Raw genomic sequence first — 17,571 nt, forward strand, 5'->3', positions numbered from 1 at the left:
ACAAGAATTTTGACTAAATTTACTTTACTCTTTTTGCCTAATCTCATCCAACTTATCAAAATTTTCATCACCAAGTAGTTTTTTACTATTTTTTTGGGCATTCTTTTGGATTATTAGATCCTTTAGTCTAGCCTTGCCATTATCCATTACCATCAAAACCGCATACGCATCAACGTCTTCTTCTCTCATTTCATCTTCAGTATTAGCTGCACTATCAGGCGACATATAAAAGTGCTCTATGCCGTATTTTACGAGCGAGTAGCCATCATATCTACCAGCTAAAAACACTCCATTCTCTGGCTTGCTTATACTAAATTTTTCAAAGCTGTAAGTGCCATTAACATCTGGCTTTAAAACAGCATAAACTCTAGCCCCATCTCTTACTCTCTCATCGTATTGGTAGGTATAGCGGTCATCTTTATCATTTTCGTCAAAATTTCTTGAGTGAAAATTTGAAAATTCATAGTTTAAATCAACATAATTTCCGCGAAAAAGATCTCTTGGATCATAAAGATTAACCCTTACTTTTACCTCTTGCCCAAAATAAAGTGGCATAAGTGCGTAGCCAAGCATAACGCCAATAAGCGAAATTTGAAAAACCACAGCTACTATTAATACTTTTATCTTCATTTTTTACGTCCTTTTCTAGCGACAACTAGCACAATGAAAGCAAACACCATAAACAGTGCCGTAGCACCGATATAATCGCCTATGAGTTGGAAATACCTCACGGCTGCGACCAAAAATATCATACAAAGACCAAGTTTTAACTCACCCTTTTTGATAAGAACCGCAGCTGTTATGATATTTGCGAGCGAAAAAAATATATTTGCGTAGCCAGGACCGTAGCTAAAGACAAATGGCAACGACACGAGCAGTGCCCCAAGCAGCAAACCGCTCTTGTTTTTTTCTTTAAAAAATAGTGCAAAATAAGCAACGCTAAATAAAATAAAGACAAAGCCAAAATTGCTTTTAAAAAACGACTTCACAAACCAAAGCTCTTCATCTCCAACCTCAAATAAATTTCTTTCTTCAAATAAAAATAGACAAAATAACAACACAAAAACGCCAAAATTTTTACCAAATTCTTTTGTAAATGCGCCAAGCCCTACTCTAAATTTATCTAGTAGCGGCGAAATGCTAATAAGTAAAAGCGCATAAGATAGCGATACGATCGCAACCATCGGAAGTCCAAACAAAAATCCATAATCAAATATCGCTCTAAAACCACTAATGTAGCCGCAAAATGAAATGATGTATATAAAAATATCTATAAAAAGCACAAAAGCAAGCCATTTTGAGTCGTCTTTGTAAAGCGTATATGCGCCAAGCACTATAAAAATGATAAAGCCAAAGCCAAAGTCGCCCTGATAAGCTATCATAAAAAACCAAACTGTCGCAAAGATAAGACTTTGGGCTACCAATACACCTTTCTTACTAGCAAAAGAAACCGCAAACGCCCCGATACTCCAAAGTAAAATACCACCGCTTGGCTCATCACTAATGTTATAAATTTGAGCAATAAGCGCAATCGCTGCACCAAAGCAGAAATTTCCCAGAAAAAACATCGCCGTTGATAGATTTTCCTTTCCCTTTGCGAGATAGTAAATTCCACCAAAATTTACAAGCCCAAGCACAAACAACACAAGTGCTAAACGTCCCAGCCTTGGTATCTCTTCCCAATTTGCACCAACGAGAGTAAAAAAGGCTAGTGCAAAAAAGAGATATGCTACGAGTTTTAGGACAAAACTTATCTTGTCACTATGAGCGTCAGGGTCGATGTCGTATAAATTTGCTATTTTTATAGCGGTCTCTTTATCAACTATTCCATCACTTTGCCACCGATCCAGCTCTTTTGCTAGAAAAATTCTATTTAAAAAGTTCAACAACAACTCCTTTGCGAGCTCATTAAAACATAAGAAGCCTATTAGCCAGCGTAAAATGTAGTAATAAGGATCAAATTTTTGTTGTTATTATATAAAAATATAGTGTAAATGCTAAGAAGAGATATTTGGACGAGTTTAAAAATTTTTAGAAATTTGAATTTTAGTCAAAGCTCAATAAAAAGAGTAAATGAGCATCAAATTATCATTTATTCAAATGATATGGAGTTTGCACGAGCAAATCGGCAAAAACTCCATATCTATTTACAAAAACCACAAAAACCGCTTAAAAACTATTTTGAAAGACTAATGCAATAAACAACACAGCTACAAGAAACTAGCTGCTTGTTATACTTGTTAAAAACTCCTAAATTTCCTACCACCGCAAAGACTTTTACGCCCTAAAATTTAGGAACAGCAGCCTTTGTAAGTTTAGAAAATTTAACACCTTTTAAACCAGCGATTCTCTCAGAAAAGCGTTCTATTTTGGCCGCCTCGCCTCTTATAGAGATCGTTTCTAAGCAGTTATGATGATCGACATGTACGTGATTTGTACAGATAATTTTTACGTCAGAGTCATGCTCAATATCCATTTTTTTATTCACCAAATCGTTGTGATGATGCACGTAAATTAGCGTCAAAACACCGATCAACTCTTCATTAGCGTCTTTCCAGCTATCATTTACGATCTTTTCACGGATCAGATCCCTCGTAAATTCGCTCCTAGAAGCGTAGCCTTGTTCGCTAACTTTCCTATCTAGTTCGTCTAGTAACTGACTAGGTAAAGAAACACTAAAACGTATAACACTATCCATTTTTTGCTCCTTTCTCGTTTGATTACCGTTTATAATCATTATACATTAGTTCTTTTAAAATGTAGATAAATAATAATAAATTTGCCCTAAATTTACGTTAGAATCGTTGCTACAGAATTTTTTATTGATATGAAATTTCAAATTTGCTTTAGTAAATTTTTTGTAAATGATATCAAGCAAAGTCTTATTTTGAAAAACTCCACCACTTAATAAAACCTCCTTTTTCTCATTTTTAGAAATTTCAAAAATGATATCAGCTATACCATTTATAAATGCCGTTGCAGCCGCCCTTGGCTCATCTTTTAAAGCATTTTTAAAAGCCTCTTTAAAGCATATCACTCCATCATTTAGACTAAATTTATAACACGCATCTAAATTTTTATCATAAAGTGCTTCAAGTCTCATGCCACTCTCGCCCTCAAAACTCGAGTGAAAAAGCCCGCAAATAATCGCCCCAAATGCGTCAAATATCCTACCAACAGAGCTAGTTTTTACTAAATTTAGCCCCTTTTGCTCCATTTTTTTAAAATTATGAAGTATTTTTTCATCAAAATTTACTAAAAATTGACTCGCTTCTTCCTCAAGTGAGTACTTCAAAATAATGGAATAAGCGATTAAATAGATATTTTTGATGCTATTTTCGCCACCAAATAAGCTAAATTCATCAAAATGATAAACTCTATTAAAGCCCTTTTTATCTAGCCTAAAGACCTCTCCACCCCAAATTTTGCCGTCTTCTCCGTATCCGGTTCCATCAAAGCAAAATCCAAGATACTCTTTATCTGTAAGCTCGTTTTCAAACATTACACTTAGTAGATGGGCGTAGTGATGCTGCAAATGAATGAGCTCAAAACCCTGTTCTTTTGCCCATTTTGTATTTAAAAAATTTGGATGCAGATCGGCTATAACTTTATCTATTTTTAGATCATAAGTCTTTTCAAAAAGGGTAAAAATATCTTTAAATCTATCAAAAGTCGCCACGTTTTTTAGGTCGCCGATATATGGGCTAATCATCAAAAGCCCGTCTTTGTAGATACAAAATGAGCTTTTTAGCTCCGCTCCAAGGGCTAAAAATGTCCCTTTTTGCTTGAAATTTGTATGGATAAAATTTGGATTTAAACCGCGGCTTGTCCTTGTAAAAATTACTTCATCTTCAACGCAAAATGCGATACTATCGTCACTTGGCGAGTAAATTTCTCGGTCGTGATCAAGGTAAAAATCTATGACGTCACCTAGTTTTTCCCTTAGCTCGCTCTCATCTTTTATCACAACTTCGCCTGATATATTCGCGCTAGTTGCGATGATGTCGTGCTTGAGGTGGTCAAATAGCAAAAGATGTATGCCGCTAAATGCGAGCATGACACCAAGCTTGTTTAAATTTGGAGCGACGCTTTTTGTGATATTTGAGTCATTTTTTGCCTCAAGCAAGACGATTGGCTTTAAATTTGAGCTAAGTAGCTTCGCCTCTGCGTCTGAAATTTGCGCTATTTTTCTAGCGTTTTGTAAATTTTTACTCATCAGCGCAAAGGGCTTACTTGGGCGATGTTTTCTAGCTCTTAGCTCACAAACTGCGGCTTCATTTGTCGCGTCGCAGACTAGATGAAAGCCACCAAGCCCTTTAATGGCTAAAATTTTGCCCTCGTTTATGAGCCTAGCTGCCTCTTTGGCTGCTTCGTTCTTGCTAGCCAAGACTTTGCCAAATTTATCTTTTAGATAGAGTTTTGGCCCGCAGTTTGGACAAGAGATCGGCTCTGCGTGGTAGCGGCGATTAAGTGGATCTTTGTACTCGCTCTCACAAAGCTCGCACATTTTAAACTCATTCATCGTTGTATTTACCCTGTCATAAGGCAATGCTTTGATGATGGAAAACCTCGGCCCGCAGTTGGTGCAGTTTATAAATGGATATTTGTAGCGTGGATTTGTGGGGTCATAAAACTCGCGCAAGCAGTCATCGCAAAGCGCGTAATCAGGCAAAATAGGCGCTTGTTTGGTAGCCGACTTTGAAGCGATGATCTCAAGCTTTTCATAAATTTTATCTATCTTAATCTTCTTTAGCTCATCGATCCTAGCAAGGGCTGGCAGCTTCTCATAAAGCTCTTTTTCAAAAGCCAAAAAACTAGCCTCTTCGCCGCTAAAATTTAGCTTCACGCCCTCATCGTCGTTGTAAATTTCACCAACAAGAGCAAAATTGTGCGCCAAAGTATAGACAAAAGGTCTAAAGCCCACACCCTGAACTAAGCCTTTGATCTCATATCTAAAGCTTGATCTCAACGCCAAATCCGGGGTCAAAATTTGTTTTTATATTTGGGTTTAGGTGCTTTTTTATCAAGTTGCTAACTACCTTATTATAAAATAAATCCCCGCTTAAAATAATATTTTTGATATTAAATTTATCTCGTTTTTCATAGCTAAAATCGCTCAAAAAATGCGCCAAAGACTCGGTGCAACCAAAGCTGATGTTCTTCTCTCCAGCGCCAGCAAGGACAAACGAAATGATACTTTTTACAAACTTAACCCCGTCTAAACCAAAGTCATCTTTCATCTTATAATCGATCCTAACGCCCTTTTGACCGCTAAAATCAGCTGCCATAAGAAGCAAATTCTCCCCTGCTTTTTTAAACTCATTGCTTGTGCCAAGTATGCGCCCAGCTATACAAAACAGCGAGAAAAAGCTAGCGTTTGAGCTAAATTTACCACTTGGTAGGGCGCACTCTTTACTGAAGTTTTCAAGTAGCCTTTCGCCGCCCTCCTCGGCTCTTATGAGCTCATAAATTTCTTCAAAGCTACTAAATTTTGGCAAAAATAGAAGCTGCGTTTTGCTTGATTTTGAAAGCAGGCAAATTTCATCATCGCTAAATTTGCTAAATTTTAACCCCAAAGCTATATCGCTAAAATTACTAAGCTCAAATTCCTCGTTTTTTGCATAGAAAAATGGGCTTAAAACTGCGCTATTTTCAAGTAAAATAAGCCTTGAAAGAGCATTTTTTTGCTCCTTTACTTTAACGCTTAAAAAGCTAAAATTTTCTTTATTTAGCTGCTCGCAAATGGCGTAAAGAAAAAGATCATTTGGTGCCATCACGTCAAAAAATAGCTGTGCATCCTCGTGATTTTGCCTATAAATGGCTGTCGTCTTTAGTGCCAAAAGTGGCTTTTCAAAGCTAGCTAAAAATGTCAAAGCTCTATCATCGGCGATAAAAATTTTTGGTAGCTGCTTTAAATTTACAGGCATCAAGAAATTTGCGTCAAAATTTACGCCAAGAGAAATTTCATATAAATTTTCATCTTGCTCTACGCAAACGCCTTTGCCGTTTTTTAATAATTTTAGGCAGATTTTAAGCTTTTCATTAAAATTATCAAGCGTTATCTCGCCTTCAAATTTACTCCAAGCAAGCACGCCACTTTCATTTAAGATAGCCCTTTCGCTAGCCAAAAATGTGCTCGCTTGAGTCGGAGTTAGGCCGCCAAATTTTATCTCATTTATCTTACTATCTTCATCAAGCTCACTTGTAGCCAAGACCTCACTGTGCTTTATAAAAAGACTAAATGGCAAGAGCGCACTTGCTTTATTTGCCACGCTCTCAAGCTCGCTGGTATTGCCACTTACCTTTAGACAAATTTCATCTTCTTTGCACTTTATACTATGAGCTAGATCGCCAGCAAGCAAGCGTAAAAATGGCACTAGAAACGAAGCGTCCTTGTGGCAAGTAAATTTAAAAGCAAGTATCATTTTAAACCTTTTTTAGCGTATTCATCAACGATATCATTTAGGGTAAAATTTGCTACTTTTTCACACTTAAAATCAAGCTCTTTTAAGTGATCAAGCAGCGTTTTTTCTAAAATATTAGAAGCGTTTATAACCTCATCTGAGAGGCTAAAATTTGATGATTCTATGCGGCTAGGCACGATACCTAAAATTTTAGTCGTAGGCCTATCGCCTGCAAGCTCCATTAGATGAAGGGTCTGAAGCATCTCTATCTCGTGAGCCGAGCCGTCCCAGCTGATAAAATTTGGTACGTTTAGAAAGTCAAAAAAATAAACATCGCCCACGCTTGCGCCGTTTGCGCTAATGCAATCAACGACGATAAGATAGTCAAATTCGCTTATGATGTGAGTTAGAGCGAGGGCTAAAGTGCCCCCGTCCATTAGAGTAAGCTCGTTTTTAGAACTTGTAAATTTATAGTTTTTAGCCATCAAATTTACAAAATGAGCACCTATGCCCTCATCGGCAAACATCACGTTGCCAATACCAAGAACCAGCACTCTCATCAGTGTTCTTTTACAAATTTATAGCCACTAACGATAGCGTCCATTGCTCCATTTTTACCTTTAACAGCGTTAAATACTGCCATATAAACATGAATCGGCACAAAAATTATAATGACCCACATACAAATTCTATGTATCGTTCTAACATTTGCTAGTCCGCCCATAAGCTCTTCAAAAAACCTAGCTGGCTCATAAAGCGCTCCGCCAAGTCCCTCATGATAAACATGAACATAAAGCACAAGACCGCTTAGGCAAATAAGAGTCAAAACAAGATAAAAGAAAAAGTATGAGGCAAACTGCAAAGGATTATAAACACCCCTTAAATGCGGATGAGGGCCCATAAAAAGATAATACTTAATCTGTGCGATCCAAATTTTTGGATTTAGAAAATCAACCACACTCATCCACTCTTTTTTGCTGTGTTTATCAAAGACAAATAGATAAAATTTAAAGATAAACGCCGCTATTAGCACAAAGCCAGCGATCTGGTGAGCCATGCGCCACTTTGCTTGCATAAAATTTGTAGGCTCGCTCGTGATCTCTGGACTCACAAAAACGTATGAGATATAGTAGCCACTCGCAACTAAAAGTGTGATCGCTGCAAATCTAATCCAGTGTGTCAGCCTAACGCCAATGGAGAATTCGTATTCGCTGATCCTGTCAGCATTTTTATGTGACATCTTTTCTCCTTACAAATTTGGATTTATCTTATAAGTACTCAAATCATTTCCCTTTGTATCCATAACATGCACAGCGCATGCGATGCAAGGATCATAAGAGTGAATTTTTCGTATTATCTCAAGTGGTTTTGAAAGATCAGCGATCTTTAAACCAACTAAGCACGCTTCGTAGCTTCCCATTTGATTTTGTGCGTCTTTTGGAGAGGCATTCCATGTGCTTGGCACGACTGCTTGCCAGTTTGTGATAACGCCATCTTTTATGCGGCACCAGTGGCTAAGCGCACCTCTTGGAGCATTGCCTTGGAAATTTCCTTTGTACTCTTTTTTGTTATCGATTACATATTTTGTGCAGGTTTCTTGATCTGATTTTAAATTTTCTACCAAAGCATTAAATGCATCCATTGTATGCTCTGCGACTACTTTTGCCTCAAGCATACGAGTAGCGGTTCTGCCTAGAGTTGAGAAAACTGCACTTAATGGCAAGCCACTCTTTGCTAAAAATTCGTCAACTACTTTTTTAACTCTCTCGTTGCCTCTAGCGTAGTTTATAACGATACTTGCTATTGGACCTACTTGCATAGGCAAACCATCATATCTTGGTGCTTTGATCCAGCTATATTTGCCTTTTGTATCAAAAAGCTTGCTGTGAGCTAGCTTGCCCTCGGCATCTATGCTCTCGCCGTCAATAAGGCCTGTGTAGTTTGCCTCAGTCTCGCCGTCATATGGGTGAAGCGCTTTATCGTTTTTATACCAAGACCTAGTAGCCTCTTCTGTGATTTTATTTTCATCGATATCATAAACCTTGTTAAGATCGCCATTTAAGATATAGCCACCTTTAAATAGATGATCATTTTTGCCGATCAAAAACTCATCGTAGCAGAGTAAATTTGCCACACCAACATCGTTTAGAACGCTTGGCTCATTACCATAAGCTTTAGCTGCCATCAAGATATCTGGATAGTAAGCTCTATCTACAAATTCTTTGATCTCGGCAAATTTGCTCATATATTCGCCCATTCTAGCTGGATCCATAAGGTCCATCACACAGGTCACGCCACCAACTGTTAGGCTTTGTGGATGTGGGTTTTTCGCACCAAAGATAGCCATCATCTGAGCTGCTGTTCTTTGGATTCTTAAACACTCTAAGTAGTGAGAGAGAACGATCAAATTTTGCTCTGGCGTAAATTTATATGTGCTATGTCCCCAGTATGCGTTGGCAAATGGTCCAAGGTTGCCCTTTTTAACAAATGCTTCAACCCTCTCTTTTACCTCTTTTAGCTTGTCAGCTCCCGTGGCAAATGGCAGATCAGTATATTTAAACGCCTCTTCGCTAGCTTTATGCACATCTGCACTTAGTGCAGAGACGACGTCCGCCCAATCCATGCCATGAAGCTGATAAAAATGCACGATGTGATCGTGAAGATATAAAGCTGCGTTCATCAGCGTTCTAGTTAGCTCAGCATTTAATGGAGGCTTGATGCCAAGGGCATTTTCAACTGCAATAATGCCTGCTCGGTAGTGTGAGTATGTACAAACGCCACAAATTCTTTGCATAAAAAAGCCAGCATCTCTTGGATCTCTACCTTTTACGATCTGCTCTAAACCACGCCAAAGAGTTGAGCCAGAATACGCCTCTTTTACGACATTATTTTCATCTACGACAACTTCTATTCTTAAGTGTCCCTCGATACGAGTTATAGGGTCTATTACTATTCTTTTTTCACTCATTTTTTCGCCTTATTCTTTATCTTTACTCATAGAAGCTATAACAGCGTGAGCTGCTATACCAATGCCAGTAAGAGCTAAAATTCCAATGCCAACTTTATCGCTGACATTATCAGCTCCAAGACCCAAAACAGTATCAAAGAGTCTATCTGCCATAGGCTCTTCAAATGGTCCCATCGTATCCCAGAAGTCTGGCTCTGAGCAGCCTATACAGCCGTGACCTGCTTGAACTGGCCATGATGTGTGCTGGTTAAATCTCTCGCGTGAGCAGTTATTAAAAGTATATGGACCTTTGCAACCTACTTTGTATAAGCAGTAGCCATTTTTTGCGCCCTCATCGCCGAAGTTTTGGACAAACTCGCCAGCGTCAAAGTGACCACGCCTTTCGCAAAGATCGTGAATTCTTAAGCCATAAGCCCATTTTGGTCTATTGTAAACATCAAGTGCTGGAAGTGTGCCAAAAAGCAAGAAGTGAAGCACGTTGCCAACGATATTTTTCTCACTTGGCGGACAGCCCGCAACATTAATAACTGGTTTATCAGTTACCTTTGAAAGTCCCACTGAATTTGATGGATTTGGCCTTGCAGCTTGAATGCCACCAAAGCTAGAACAGGTGCCGATCGCAAAGATAGCAGCTGCATCTTTTGAAGCATTTACAGCATGAGTTTTACCTGTTGTGCCATGAGGTCCAACAGTTAAGAAATTTTCAGTCGTACCAGTTGGGATACCGCCCTCAACTAGCAGGATGTATCTGCCCTTATACTTTTCGATCGCACTCTCTAAATTTTCTTCAGCCTGCCAACCAGAAGCTGCCATGATAGTTTCGTGGTATTCAAGGCTTATGTAGTCAAATATAAGACTATCTATGCTTGGAGCATCGGTTCTTAGTAAGCTCTCGCTACAGCCTGTGCATTCTGCCATATGAAGCCATATCACAGGAAGCCTATCGCTAAGCTCAGCAGCACGAGCAACCATCGGTGTCATCGCACTTGGTAGAGCCATAAAAGCTGTCATCGCACCAGCCCACTTCATAAAATCACGCCTCGTAAAGCCCTTCTCTTTTAAAAGCTGCGCAATACTCGAGTCGCTTTTCATCTTAGGCAACGCACTAAGCTCACTTAAGCGTCTATCTATCTTTTGACGCAAGTCATTATTCATATAAGCTCCTTTGCTTGAAAATTTTACTTTTGTTAATAATATCTTTGTTTAAAGAAGTAAAAAATTATTTTATAAAATTAATATTTGTAATTAAATAAATTTTAACTAAAAAATTTAAAATCCCTTTTTTTGCGATATATTTTCAAAATATAAAAAATAATATTTTGAGAAATTTTATTTTATTTTATTTTGATGAATCTTCAATATTTTAAGCATATTATTCTGAAAGTAAATATCAACTATAATTTTTAATAATTTCTAAAAATTTAGCATATTTAAGGCGAGAGAAATTTTTGAGATAAAAATTTTTAAAAGCCCAAATGGATGAAATTTAGGCTTTTAAAGTTGCATTAAAATGGCCAGATAGCTTCCATAAGCCTTGTGCCCCAAGGTTTTTTGGTAGATTTGTCTAGCTCGCCCTCGGTTTTATACAAAATTTTAGCGTCAGCTATATATTTTGAGTCGATTTCGTTGTTTTGTGAGATGTCGTAAGGTCTGATAACGCCACTTACTTGCATGATCTGCTTTTCGCCGTTTATAAGTAGCTCGCGGCTACCCTCGATAAAGTAATTGCCGTTATTTAGTATTTTTATGATCCTAGCTGAAATGGTTGCGGTAAATTTCTCGCTTCTGTTGCTCGTGCCACTTCCTGTAAATTTGTTTCCACCACCTGCTTTAAAGCCGATGTCGCCGTATTTGTTTAGATTATCAGCTATATTTGAAAGTGGAGCGGCTCCAGCCGTAAATACACCGCCACCAAGCGAAATAGTGCTATCTTTGTTGGTACTTTTGCTACCAGTTGAAGTTTGGCTTGCATTTTCTGAGATAACGATAGTCACGATATCATTTACATTCATCGCCTTTCTATCTGAAAATAGCGGATTCTCACCCTTGCCAAAGAGGCTACCAGCGTTGCTTTGTCCGGTTCCACTATCTTTTGAAGGGAGTTGCTCGACATAAACTGGAGGTTTCATATTGATATGAGGATCAGCGCTTGGTGTGCAACCAGTGCAAATAATGGCCGCAGACAAGACGAGCCAAATCGTTTTATGATTCATAAAAAATGCCTTAAAATAAGTATCTTTGTGCTAAAATTAAGCAATTCAAGTTCCTAAAAAGGTCGCAAATGAAAAGTTGTTACGTTTTTACAGACAAAAATTTAGCACATCTGCAAGAAATTATAGCTACAAAATTCAAAAAAGTTGAGATTTTTAAGATAATCCCGGATGAAAACGATAAAAATAACTTAATAAATTCAAATGAAAAAGAATTTTTTCTAAAATTTATAGATAAATTTGATGAGGTAAAAGCCAAAAGCGACTTTGTCATAGTCGTTGGCTGTGATGGTTTTAGTGTCTTTGGTAAAAGCGAGCTAAATTTAAAGCTAGCTAGAAATTTAAACGCACCAGTTTTTGATGAAAACGCAAGCGAGCTAAGGGCGTTAAATCTAAACTCAAAGCTTCTAATCACCGATAAGATCGATGAAATTTTAAACTATCAAGCAGATATCATCACACCATTTAAATTTCAAAGCTTGCTTCTAAAAAGAGCTAAAGTGGCAAACAAGACCGTCATTTTGCCTGAAAGTGACGATGAGAGAATTTTAAAAGCGGCTCATATCGTATTAGAAAAAGATGCGGCAAATATCATATTGCTAGGACTTGAAGATGAAATTTCAAAAAAAGCGGCCGCTTGTGGGCTAAATTTAAGCAAAGCCAAAATGATCGACCCAGAACAAAACGAGCTAACAGGTGAATTTGCAAAGAAAATTTATGATCTTAGAAAGCATAAAGGTGTGGATGAAGCCAAGGCAAATATGCTTGCAAAAGATAAAATTTACTTTGCTACAATGCTAATTCATGAAGGCATAGCTGATGCCTTAGTAAGTGGAGCTACGATGAGCACAGCTAATACGATCCGTCCAGCCTTGCAGATAATAAAAACAAAGCCAAATGTAAGTGTGGTAAGTGGGGCATTTTTCATGGCGCTTGAAGAAGAAATTTTGCTTTTTGCCGACTGCGCCGTCACGCCAAATCCAAGCGCAGATGAGCTAGCTAGTATCACTCTAAGCAGCGCTCAAACGGCAAGTGCCTTTGGTCTTAATCCAAAGATCGCCATGCTAAGCTACTCTACGGCTGATAGTGGCAGTGGGGCTGATGTGGAGTTTGTAAAAGAAGCTGCCAAAAAGGCGAGCGAGCTTGATGTGAATTTAAAAATTGCAGCGCCCATTCAGTTTGATGCAGCGGTTGATCTAAGCGTGGCTAGTAAAAAGATGCCAAACTCAGAGGTTGCTGGGCATGCAAATGTCTTTATCTTTCCAAATTTAAACTGCGGAAACATCTGCTATAAAGCGGTTCAGCGAAGTGCAAACGCTCTAGCTGTGGGTCCGATACTTCAAGGGCTAAAAAAGCCAGTTAATGACCTAAGCCGCGGCTGCCTCGTTGAAGACGTGGTAAATACCATCTTAATCAGTGCCATACAAGCAGGAGAATAATATGAGAATTTTGGTTTTAAACTCGGGTAGTAGCTCAATAAAATTTCAACTTTTTGCAATGGATACAAAAACCAGTCTAGCAAGCGGTCTAATAGAGCAAATCGGTAGCTCCAGCTCAAGAGCGGTGCTAAAAGCAAATGGCGAAACCTACGAGATAAAACGCTTCATAAAAGACCACCATGACGGACTTGAGGCGATGAACGAGCTCTTTGTTACCTCACATACATTGCACGATCTAAGCGAGCTTGACGGCATAGGACACAGGATAGTGCACGGCGGAGAGAGCTTTTTTAGCTCGATGATCGTTGATGAAAGCGTCATCAAAAAGATCGAGGAAATAAGCCCGCTAGCACCACTTCACAACCCAGGGCACCTTGCTGGCATCAAAAATGCGATGAAGGAGAGCAAAAACGTGCCTCATGTTGTCGTTTTTGACACGGTTTTTCACCAAAGTATGCCAGAGTACGCCTACCGCTATGCCCTACCATACGATGTTTGCAAGACTCATCACATAAGAAAATACGGCTTTCACGGCACTTCACATAGATATGTTTGCAAGCAAGCAGCCAAAATGCTTGGCATAGAGTTTGATAAATTTAACGCCATCTCGCTTCATCTAGGCAACGGCGCCTCAGCCTGCGCGGTGCAAAACGGCAAAAGTATCGACACTTCGATGGGACTTAGTCCACTTGAAGGGCTCATAATGGGCACAAGAAGTGGTGATATGGATCCAGCCGTAGTTATCTACCTGCTAAATATCGGTGTTTTAAAATGGAACGAGATCGATAACTTTTTAAATAAAAAAAGCGGACTTTTTGGAATTTGTGGCTCAAGTGATATGAGAGATGTCGTAGCCAAAATGGAAAACGATGAACGTGCAAGGCTTGCGTTTAATATGTTTTGCTACCGAGTAAAAAAATACATAGGTTCGTATTATGCTGTTTTGGGACGCGTTGATGCGCTTATATTTACTGGCGGCATAGGAGAAAATGCACCAAACACAAGGCAAAAAATTTGTGATGATCTAAAGCATCTTGGCATCCACATCAACCACGATCTAAATTTCTCAAACGAGAGAGGTGAAAGGTGTATAGATGATAAAGATGCCAAAATAAAAACGCTCATTATCCCAACAAACGAAGAGCTAGAAATAGCGATAGAAACAGCTAGAGTGATCAAAGAAAGAATACCTTAGATAAATTGCTTTGACGACTTACTTGTATATTTTAAAAGAGCTTTTGCAGGTAAAATCCTACAAAAGCTTATAATTAATTTTTCTTAAAAAATCTCAAAATTTTTGCTTGAAATTTAAACTGCTCCGAAAGCTCCATTATCGGATAAGCTCCGGCGTATTTTTTACCACCTAGTAAATTTTTACTAACACCACCACGTGCTGCGATCTGCGCGAAGTCACCCACACTCACATGTCCAGTCGAGCCACTTTGTCCGCCCATGACGACGTTTCTGCCTAGCACTGTTGAGCCAGCAAGGCCAGTTTGTGAGACGATTAGGCAGCCATTTCCAAGCTCGCAGTTATGACCTATTTGAACGAGATTGTCTATCTTTGTGTAGCTTGCGATCATTGTGCTTTCAAAAACACCACGATCTATCGTCGTGCAAGCGCCGATCTCGACAAAATCGCCTAAAACTACGTTGCCATTGTGATAAATTTTTACATGCTCGCCAGTTTTTGTATGTGCATAGCCAAAGCCATCACTTCCGATCACGCAGTTTGCCAGCAGATGACATTCATTTCCAACCACGCAGTCATTGTAGATGACGACATTTGGGTGGATAATACAGTTTTTGCCGATAGTCACATTATCGCCCAAAAATGCTCCAGCCATGACTATCGTATTTTCACCAATGCTCACATTTGAGCCGATATAGACATTTGGCATTATCTTTGCACTCTGGGCGATATTTGATGGCTTTGGCTCACAAAAAAGCGGCTTAGCATAATCTTTACTAAGCAAGGCAAATGCAAGGTGTGGGTTATCACACACGAGTGCGACCATACCAGCTGGCACCAAGTCTAAAAGCGATTTTGTCACCAAGATGGCTCCAGCGTTTGACGTACTTATAAATTTAGCATTTTTCTCGCCGTCACAATATGTTAGCTCAGCTTTATTTGCATTTTTTAAAGAATTTAGAGCAAAAATTTCAAGATCTTCTCCACTAAAAGTAGCATTTACTTTTAAGGCTATTTCACTTAGTTTCATCATATATCCATTATCACAGATCCGCCACGTACGACGTCAACTGGGTTAAATTTCTTTATCGATTTTAAAAAGCTCTCGATCCTACTCGCATCGTCAGCTACCATGACAACGATGTAGTTTTCATTTGTGTTTGTCACGATACCGTTGTATGCCTTTAGTATCGCCTCAAGACCAGCAAAATTTTCACCAAGCGGAATTTTCACAAGAGCCATCTCTTTTTCGACAAATTCGCCACTTTCTATGACTTTATACGTTGGTATGAGCTTATGAAGTTGCTTTACGATCTGCTCTAAAACTCTCTCGTCGCCACTTGTTACGATACTTAGCCTTGAGAAGTTGCTCTCAGGTATTGGAGCAACGGTGAGCGTATCAATGTTGTAGCCCCTGCCTGCAAAAAGCCCAGAAATTCTAGCCAAAACGCCGTGTTCATTTAAAACTATAACCGAAATCGTTCTTCTGATACTCATTTTTCTTCCTTGCTCTTTAATATCATATTATAAATCGCAGCTCCAGCTGGAACCATAGGAAGCACGTCCTCAAAGCGGTCGATCCTAACGTCGATCATCGCTGATTTTTTGCTATCGATCGCTTCTTTTAAAGCCTTTCTAAACTCATCCTTGCTCTTGCAAACAAAGCCAATACCGCCAAATCCTTCAGCGATCTTTACAAAATCAGGCTGCAAGCTAAGATCAGTTGATGAGTAGCGTTTTTCATAAAAAAATGTCTGCCACTGGCGCACCATACCTAGGAAGTTATTGTTTAAGATGATGTTTATAACAGGCATATTTATCTCATGAGCTGTCATCAACTCTTGGATATTCATAAGTATTGAGCCATCGCCTGTAAAATTTATAACAAGATTTTCTGGTTTTGCGCATTTTGCGCCGATCGCTGCAGGGAGGCCAAATCCCATTGTGCCAAGTCCGCCACTTGTGACAAGCTGTCTTGCTCGGTTAAACGGATAAAACTGCGCCACCCACATTTGGTGCTGTCCGACGTCTGTTGAGATTATCGCATCAGCTCCTGCTATCTTTGCGGCCTCTTCGATGACCCATTGTGGCTTTAAGACCTTGTCACTATCTGTGTAGCCAAGTGGATTTAGTTTAGAATATCTATCTAAAATTTCTCTCCAAGGTGCGTAGTTTTCAGGCTTTGCATTGACTTCTTCATAAAGCTCAGTTAGCACGTTTGTAAGATCACCAACTATCGGATAGTGGGCGTTTATGATCTTTGAGATAGAGCTTGGATCGATATCGATGTGAATTATCTTTGCATGTTTGGCAAACTCATCCGTCCTGCCAGTGATCCTGTCACAAAATCTAGCTCCAAGTGAGATGAGAAGGTCGCACTCACTAAGTGCCATATTTGAAGCGTAGCTACCATGCATGCCTGCCATGCCTAAATTTAGCTCATCTTTTGCGTCAAGTACACCAAGAGCCATCAGTGTCTCAACTGCTGGAATGCCAGTTTTTTTCATAAATTTACGTATGATCTCGCTTGCATTTGATGCGACTGCACCACCACCGATGTATAGAAGCGGCCTTTTAGCTTCATTTATCGCAACTGCTGCTTTTTTTATCTGTTTTGAGTTGCCCTTATAGGTCGGTTTGTAACTTGGAATAGAAATTTCTTTTGGATATACAAAATCTCCAAGTCTTGATGTGATATTTTTTGGGATATCGATATGAACTGGTCCTGGGCGGCCTGATCTTGCGATATAAAAGGCCTCTTTTATGATACGAGGTAGCTCTTCGACGCTATTAACTAAAAAGTTATGCTTAACACAGGGGCGTGAAATGCCGACCGCATCGATCTCTTGAAAAGCATCTGTACCGATCATAAATGTTGGCACCTGGCCGCTTATAAGCACGATTGGGATACTGTCACTATAAGCTGTTGCAAGGCCAGTGACTGCATTTGTAAAGCCAGGGCCACTTGTCACAAAAGCAACGCCAACTTTACCACTAACCCTAGCGTATCCATCGGCCGCGTGAACGGCTGCTTGCTCGTGGCGAACCAAAACGTGTTTGAAATAAGTCTGCTTATATGTTTCGTCGTAGATATTTAAAGCTGCACCGCCAGGATAGCCAAAAACTATCTCAACGCCCTCTTCGTGCAAGGCCTCGCTTATCATCTGTGAACCAGAAATCTGTTTTATCATCACTTTAGCCTTTTGATAAATTTATCGCAGATTATATCCCAAAGCATTTTAAATCCATTTTAACTTTCTAGCGATTTTTAGGTATTGCTTTGATTTTATTGAAAAATTTTTAACTATTTTAGAAAAATAATACAAAATATTTTACATAAAATTAAACATATTATTCT

The 17,571-nt window shown here is 39.0% G+C and carries 15 protein-coding genes; 2 read left to right on the forward strand and 13 right to left on the reverse strand.

What is annotated here, in order from left to right:
* Positions 1-24 precede the first annotated feature (24 nt).
* From B9N62_RS04325 to flgH, 10 genes are all read right to left on the reverse strand, one after another.
* Positions 25-630, reverse strand: coding sequence for a GDYXXLXY domain-containing protein (locus tag B9N62_RS04325; protein ID WP_087584536.1), 606 nt, complete (start codon positions 628-630; stop codon positions 25-27).
* The gene (locus B9N62_RS04330) at positions 627-1,886 is read right to left on the reverse strand and encodes a DUF2157 domain-containing protein (protein ID WP_087584537.1); all 1,260 of its coding nucleotides are present in this window, start codon (positions 1,884-1,886) and stop codon (positions 627-629) included. Before B9N62_RS04330 ends, B9N62_RS04325 begins: the two co-directional genes overlap by 4 nt.
* A 398-nt stretch (positions 1,887-2,284) precedes the next feature.
* The gene (gene nikR, locus B9N62_RS04340; RefSeq protein WP_087584539.1) at positions 2,285-2,698 is read right to left on the reverse strand and encodes a nickel-responsive transcriptional regulator NikR; all 414 of its coding nucleotides are present in this window, start codon (positions 2,696-2,698) and stop codon (positions 2,285-2,287) included.
* A gap of 54 nt (positions 2,699-2,752) precedes the next feature.
* Positions 2,753-4,969 carry a carbamoyltransferase HypF gene (gene hypF, locus B9N62_RS04345; RefSeq protein ID WP_087584540.1) on the reverse strand — a complete coding sequence of 739 codons (2,217 nt, stop codon included), beginning with the start codon at positions 4,967-4,969 and terminating at the stop codon, positions 2,753-2,755.
* Positions 4,953-6,425, reverse strand: coding sequence for a hypothetical protein (locus B9N62_RS04350; RefSeq protein ID WP_087584541.1), 1,473 nt, complete (start codon positions 6,423-6,425; stop codon positions 4,953-4,955). Before B9N62_RS04350 ends, hypF begins: the two co-directional genes overlap by 17 nt.
* Positions 6,422-6,964 carry a HyaD/HybD family hydrogenase maturation endopeptidase gene (locus B9N62_RS04355; protein ID WP_087580125.1) on the reverse strand — a complete coding sequence of 181 codons (543 nt, stop codon included), beginning with the start codon at positions 6,962-6,964 and terminating at the stop codon, positions 6,422-6,424. The genes B9N62_RS04350 and B9N62_RS04355 overlap by 4 nt, the downstream gene beginning before the upstream one ends.
* Positions 6,964-7,644: a Ni/Fe-hydrogenase, b-type cytochrome subunit gene (cybH, locus tag B9N62_RS04360; RefSeq protein ID WP_087584542.1), complete on the reverse strand. Its 681-nt coding sequence runs from the start codon at positions 7,642-7,644 to the stop codon at positions 6,964-6,966. The genes B9N62_RS04355 and cybH overlap by 1 nt, the downstream gene beginning before the upstream one ends.
* A 9-nt stretch (positions 7,645-7,653) precedes the next feature.
* Positions 7,654-9,372, reverse strand: a complete 1,719-nt coding sequence (locus B9N62_RS04365; RefSeq protein WP_087584543.1) for a nickel-dependent hydrogenase large subunit — start codon at positions 9,370-9,372, stop codon at positions 7,654-7,656.
* Between the two features lie 9 nt (positions 9,373-9,381).
* The gene (locus B9N62_RS04370; protein WP_087584544.1) at positions 9,382-10,527 is read right to left on the reverse strand and encodes a hydrogenase small subunit; all 1,146 of its coding nucleotides are present in this window, start codon (positions 10,525-10,527) and stop codon (positions 9,382-9,384) included.
* A gap of 350 nt (positions 10,528-10,877) precedes the next feature.
* Positions 10,878-11,585: a flagellar basal body L-ring protein FlgH gene (gene flgH, locus B9N62_RS04375; protein ID WP_087584545.1), complete on the reverse strand. Its 708-nt coding sequence runs from the start codon at positions 11,583-11,585 to the stop codon at positions 10,878-10,880.
* A 68-nt stretch (positions 11,586-11,653) separates the two neighbouring features.
* Here flgH and pta point away from each other — a divergent pair, with 68 nt between their 5' ends.
* Positions 11,654-13,021, forward strand: coding sequence for a phosphate acetyltransferase (gene pta / locus B9N62_RS04380; protein ID WP_087584546.1), 1,368 nt, complete (start codon positions 11,654-11,656; stop codon positions 13,019-13,021).
* A gap of 1 nt (position 13,022) precedes the next feature.
* Positions 13,023-14,216 carry an acetate kinase gene (locus B9N62_RS04385; RefSeq protein ID WP_087584547.1) on the forward strand — a complete coding sequence of 398 codons (1,194 nt, stop codon included), beginning with the start codon at positions 13,023-13,025 and terminating at the stop codon, positions 14,214-14,216.
* A 73-nt stretch (positions 14,217-14,289) separates the two neighbouring features.
* Here B9N62_RS04385 and lpxD read toward each other — a convergent pair whose 3' ends face one another.
* From lpxD to B9N62_RS04400, 3 genes are read right to left on the reverse strand one after another with little or no spacing between them, the layout of a single operon-like run.
* Positions 14,290-15,243: a UDP-3-O-(3-hydroxymyristoyl)glucosamine N-acyltransferase gene (gene lpxD, locus B9N62_RS04390; protein WP_087584548.1), complete on the reverse strand. Its 954-nt coding sequence runs from the start codon at positions 15,241-15,243 to the stop codon at positions 14,290-14,292.
* Entirely contained in the window at positions 15,243-15,704 is a 462-nt protein-coding gene (ilvN, locus tag B9N62_RS04395; protein WP_223154400.1) for an acetolactate synthase small subunit, read from the reverse strand. Before ilvN ends, lpxD begins: the two co-directional genes overlap by 1 nt.
* Before the next feature lie 2 nt (positions 15,705-15,706).
* On the reverse strand, positions 15,707-17,401 hold the full coding sequence (locus tag B9N62_RS04400) for an acetolactate synthase large subunit (protein ID WP_257640180.1): 1,695 nt from the start codon (positions 17,399-17,401) through the stop codon (positions 15,707-15,709).
* Between the last annotated feature and the right edge of the window lie 170 nt (positions 17,402-17,571).

Source organism: Campylobacter concisus, from assembly GCF_002165785.1.
GTDB classification, from domain to species: domain Bacteria; phylum Campylobacterota; class Campylobacteria; order Campylobacterales; family Campylobacteraceae; genus Campylobacter_A; species Campylobacter_A concisus_W.

Coding starts and splice junctions, on each gene's coding strand:
- B9N62_RS04365 (WP_087584543.1), bottom strand. CDS start 9,372: ATGAGTGAAAAAAGAATAGTAATAGACCCTATAACTCGTATCGAGGGA.
- B9N62_RS04350 (WP_087584541.1), bottom strand. CDS start 6,425: ATGATACTTGCTTTTAAATTTACTTGCCACAAGGACGCTTCGTTTCTA.
- lpxD (WP_087584548.1), bottom strand. CDS start 15,243: ATGAAACTAAGTGAAATAGCCTTAAAAGTAAATGCTACTTTTAGTGGA.
- nikR (WP_087584539.1), bottom strand. CDS start 2,698: ATGGATAGTGTTATACGTTTTAGTGTTTCTTTACCTAGTCAGTTACTA.
- B9N62_RS04385 (WP_087584547.1), top strand. CDS start 13,023: ATGAGAATTTTGGTTTTAAACTCGGGTAGTAGCTCAATAAAATTTCAA.
- cybH (WP_087584542.1), bottom strand. CDS start 7,644: ATGTCACATAAAAATGCTGACAGGATCAGCGAATACGAATTCTCCATT.
- pta (WP_087584546.1), top strand. CDS start 11,654: ATGAAAAGTTGTTACGTTTTTACAGACAAAAATTTAGCACATCTGCAA.
- flgH (WP_087584545.1), bottom strand. CDS start 11,585: ATGAATCATAAAACGATTTGGCTCGTCTTGTCTGCGGCCATTATTTGC.
- B9N62_RS04370 (WP_087584544.1), bottom strand. CDS start 10,527: ATGAATAATGACTTGCGTCAAAAGATAGATAGACGCTTAAGTGAGCTT.
- B9N62_RS04325 (WP_087584536.1), bottom strand. CDS start 630: ATGAAGATAAAAGTATTAATAGTAGCTGTGGTTTTTCAAATTTCGCTT.
- B9N62_RS04355 (WP_087580125.1), bottom strand. CDS start 6,964: ATGAGAGTGCTGGTTCTTGGTATTGGCAACGTGATGTTTGCCGATGAG.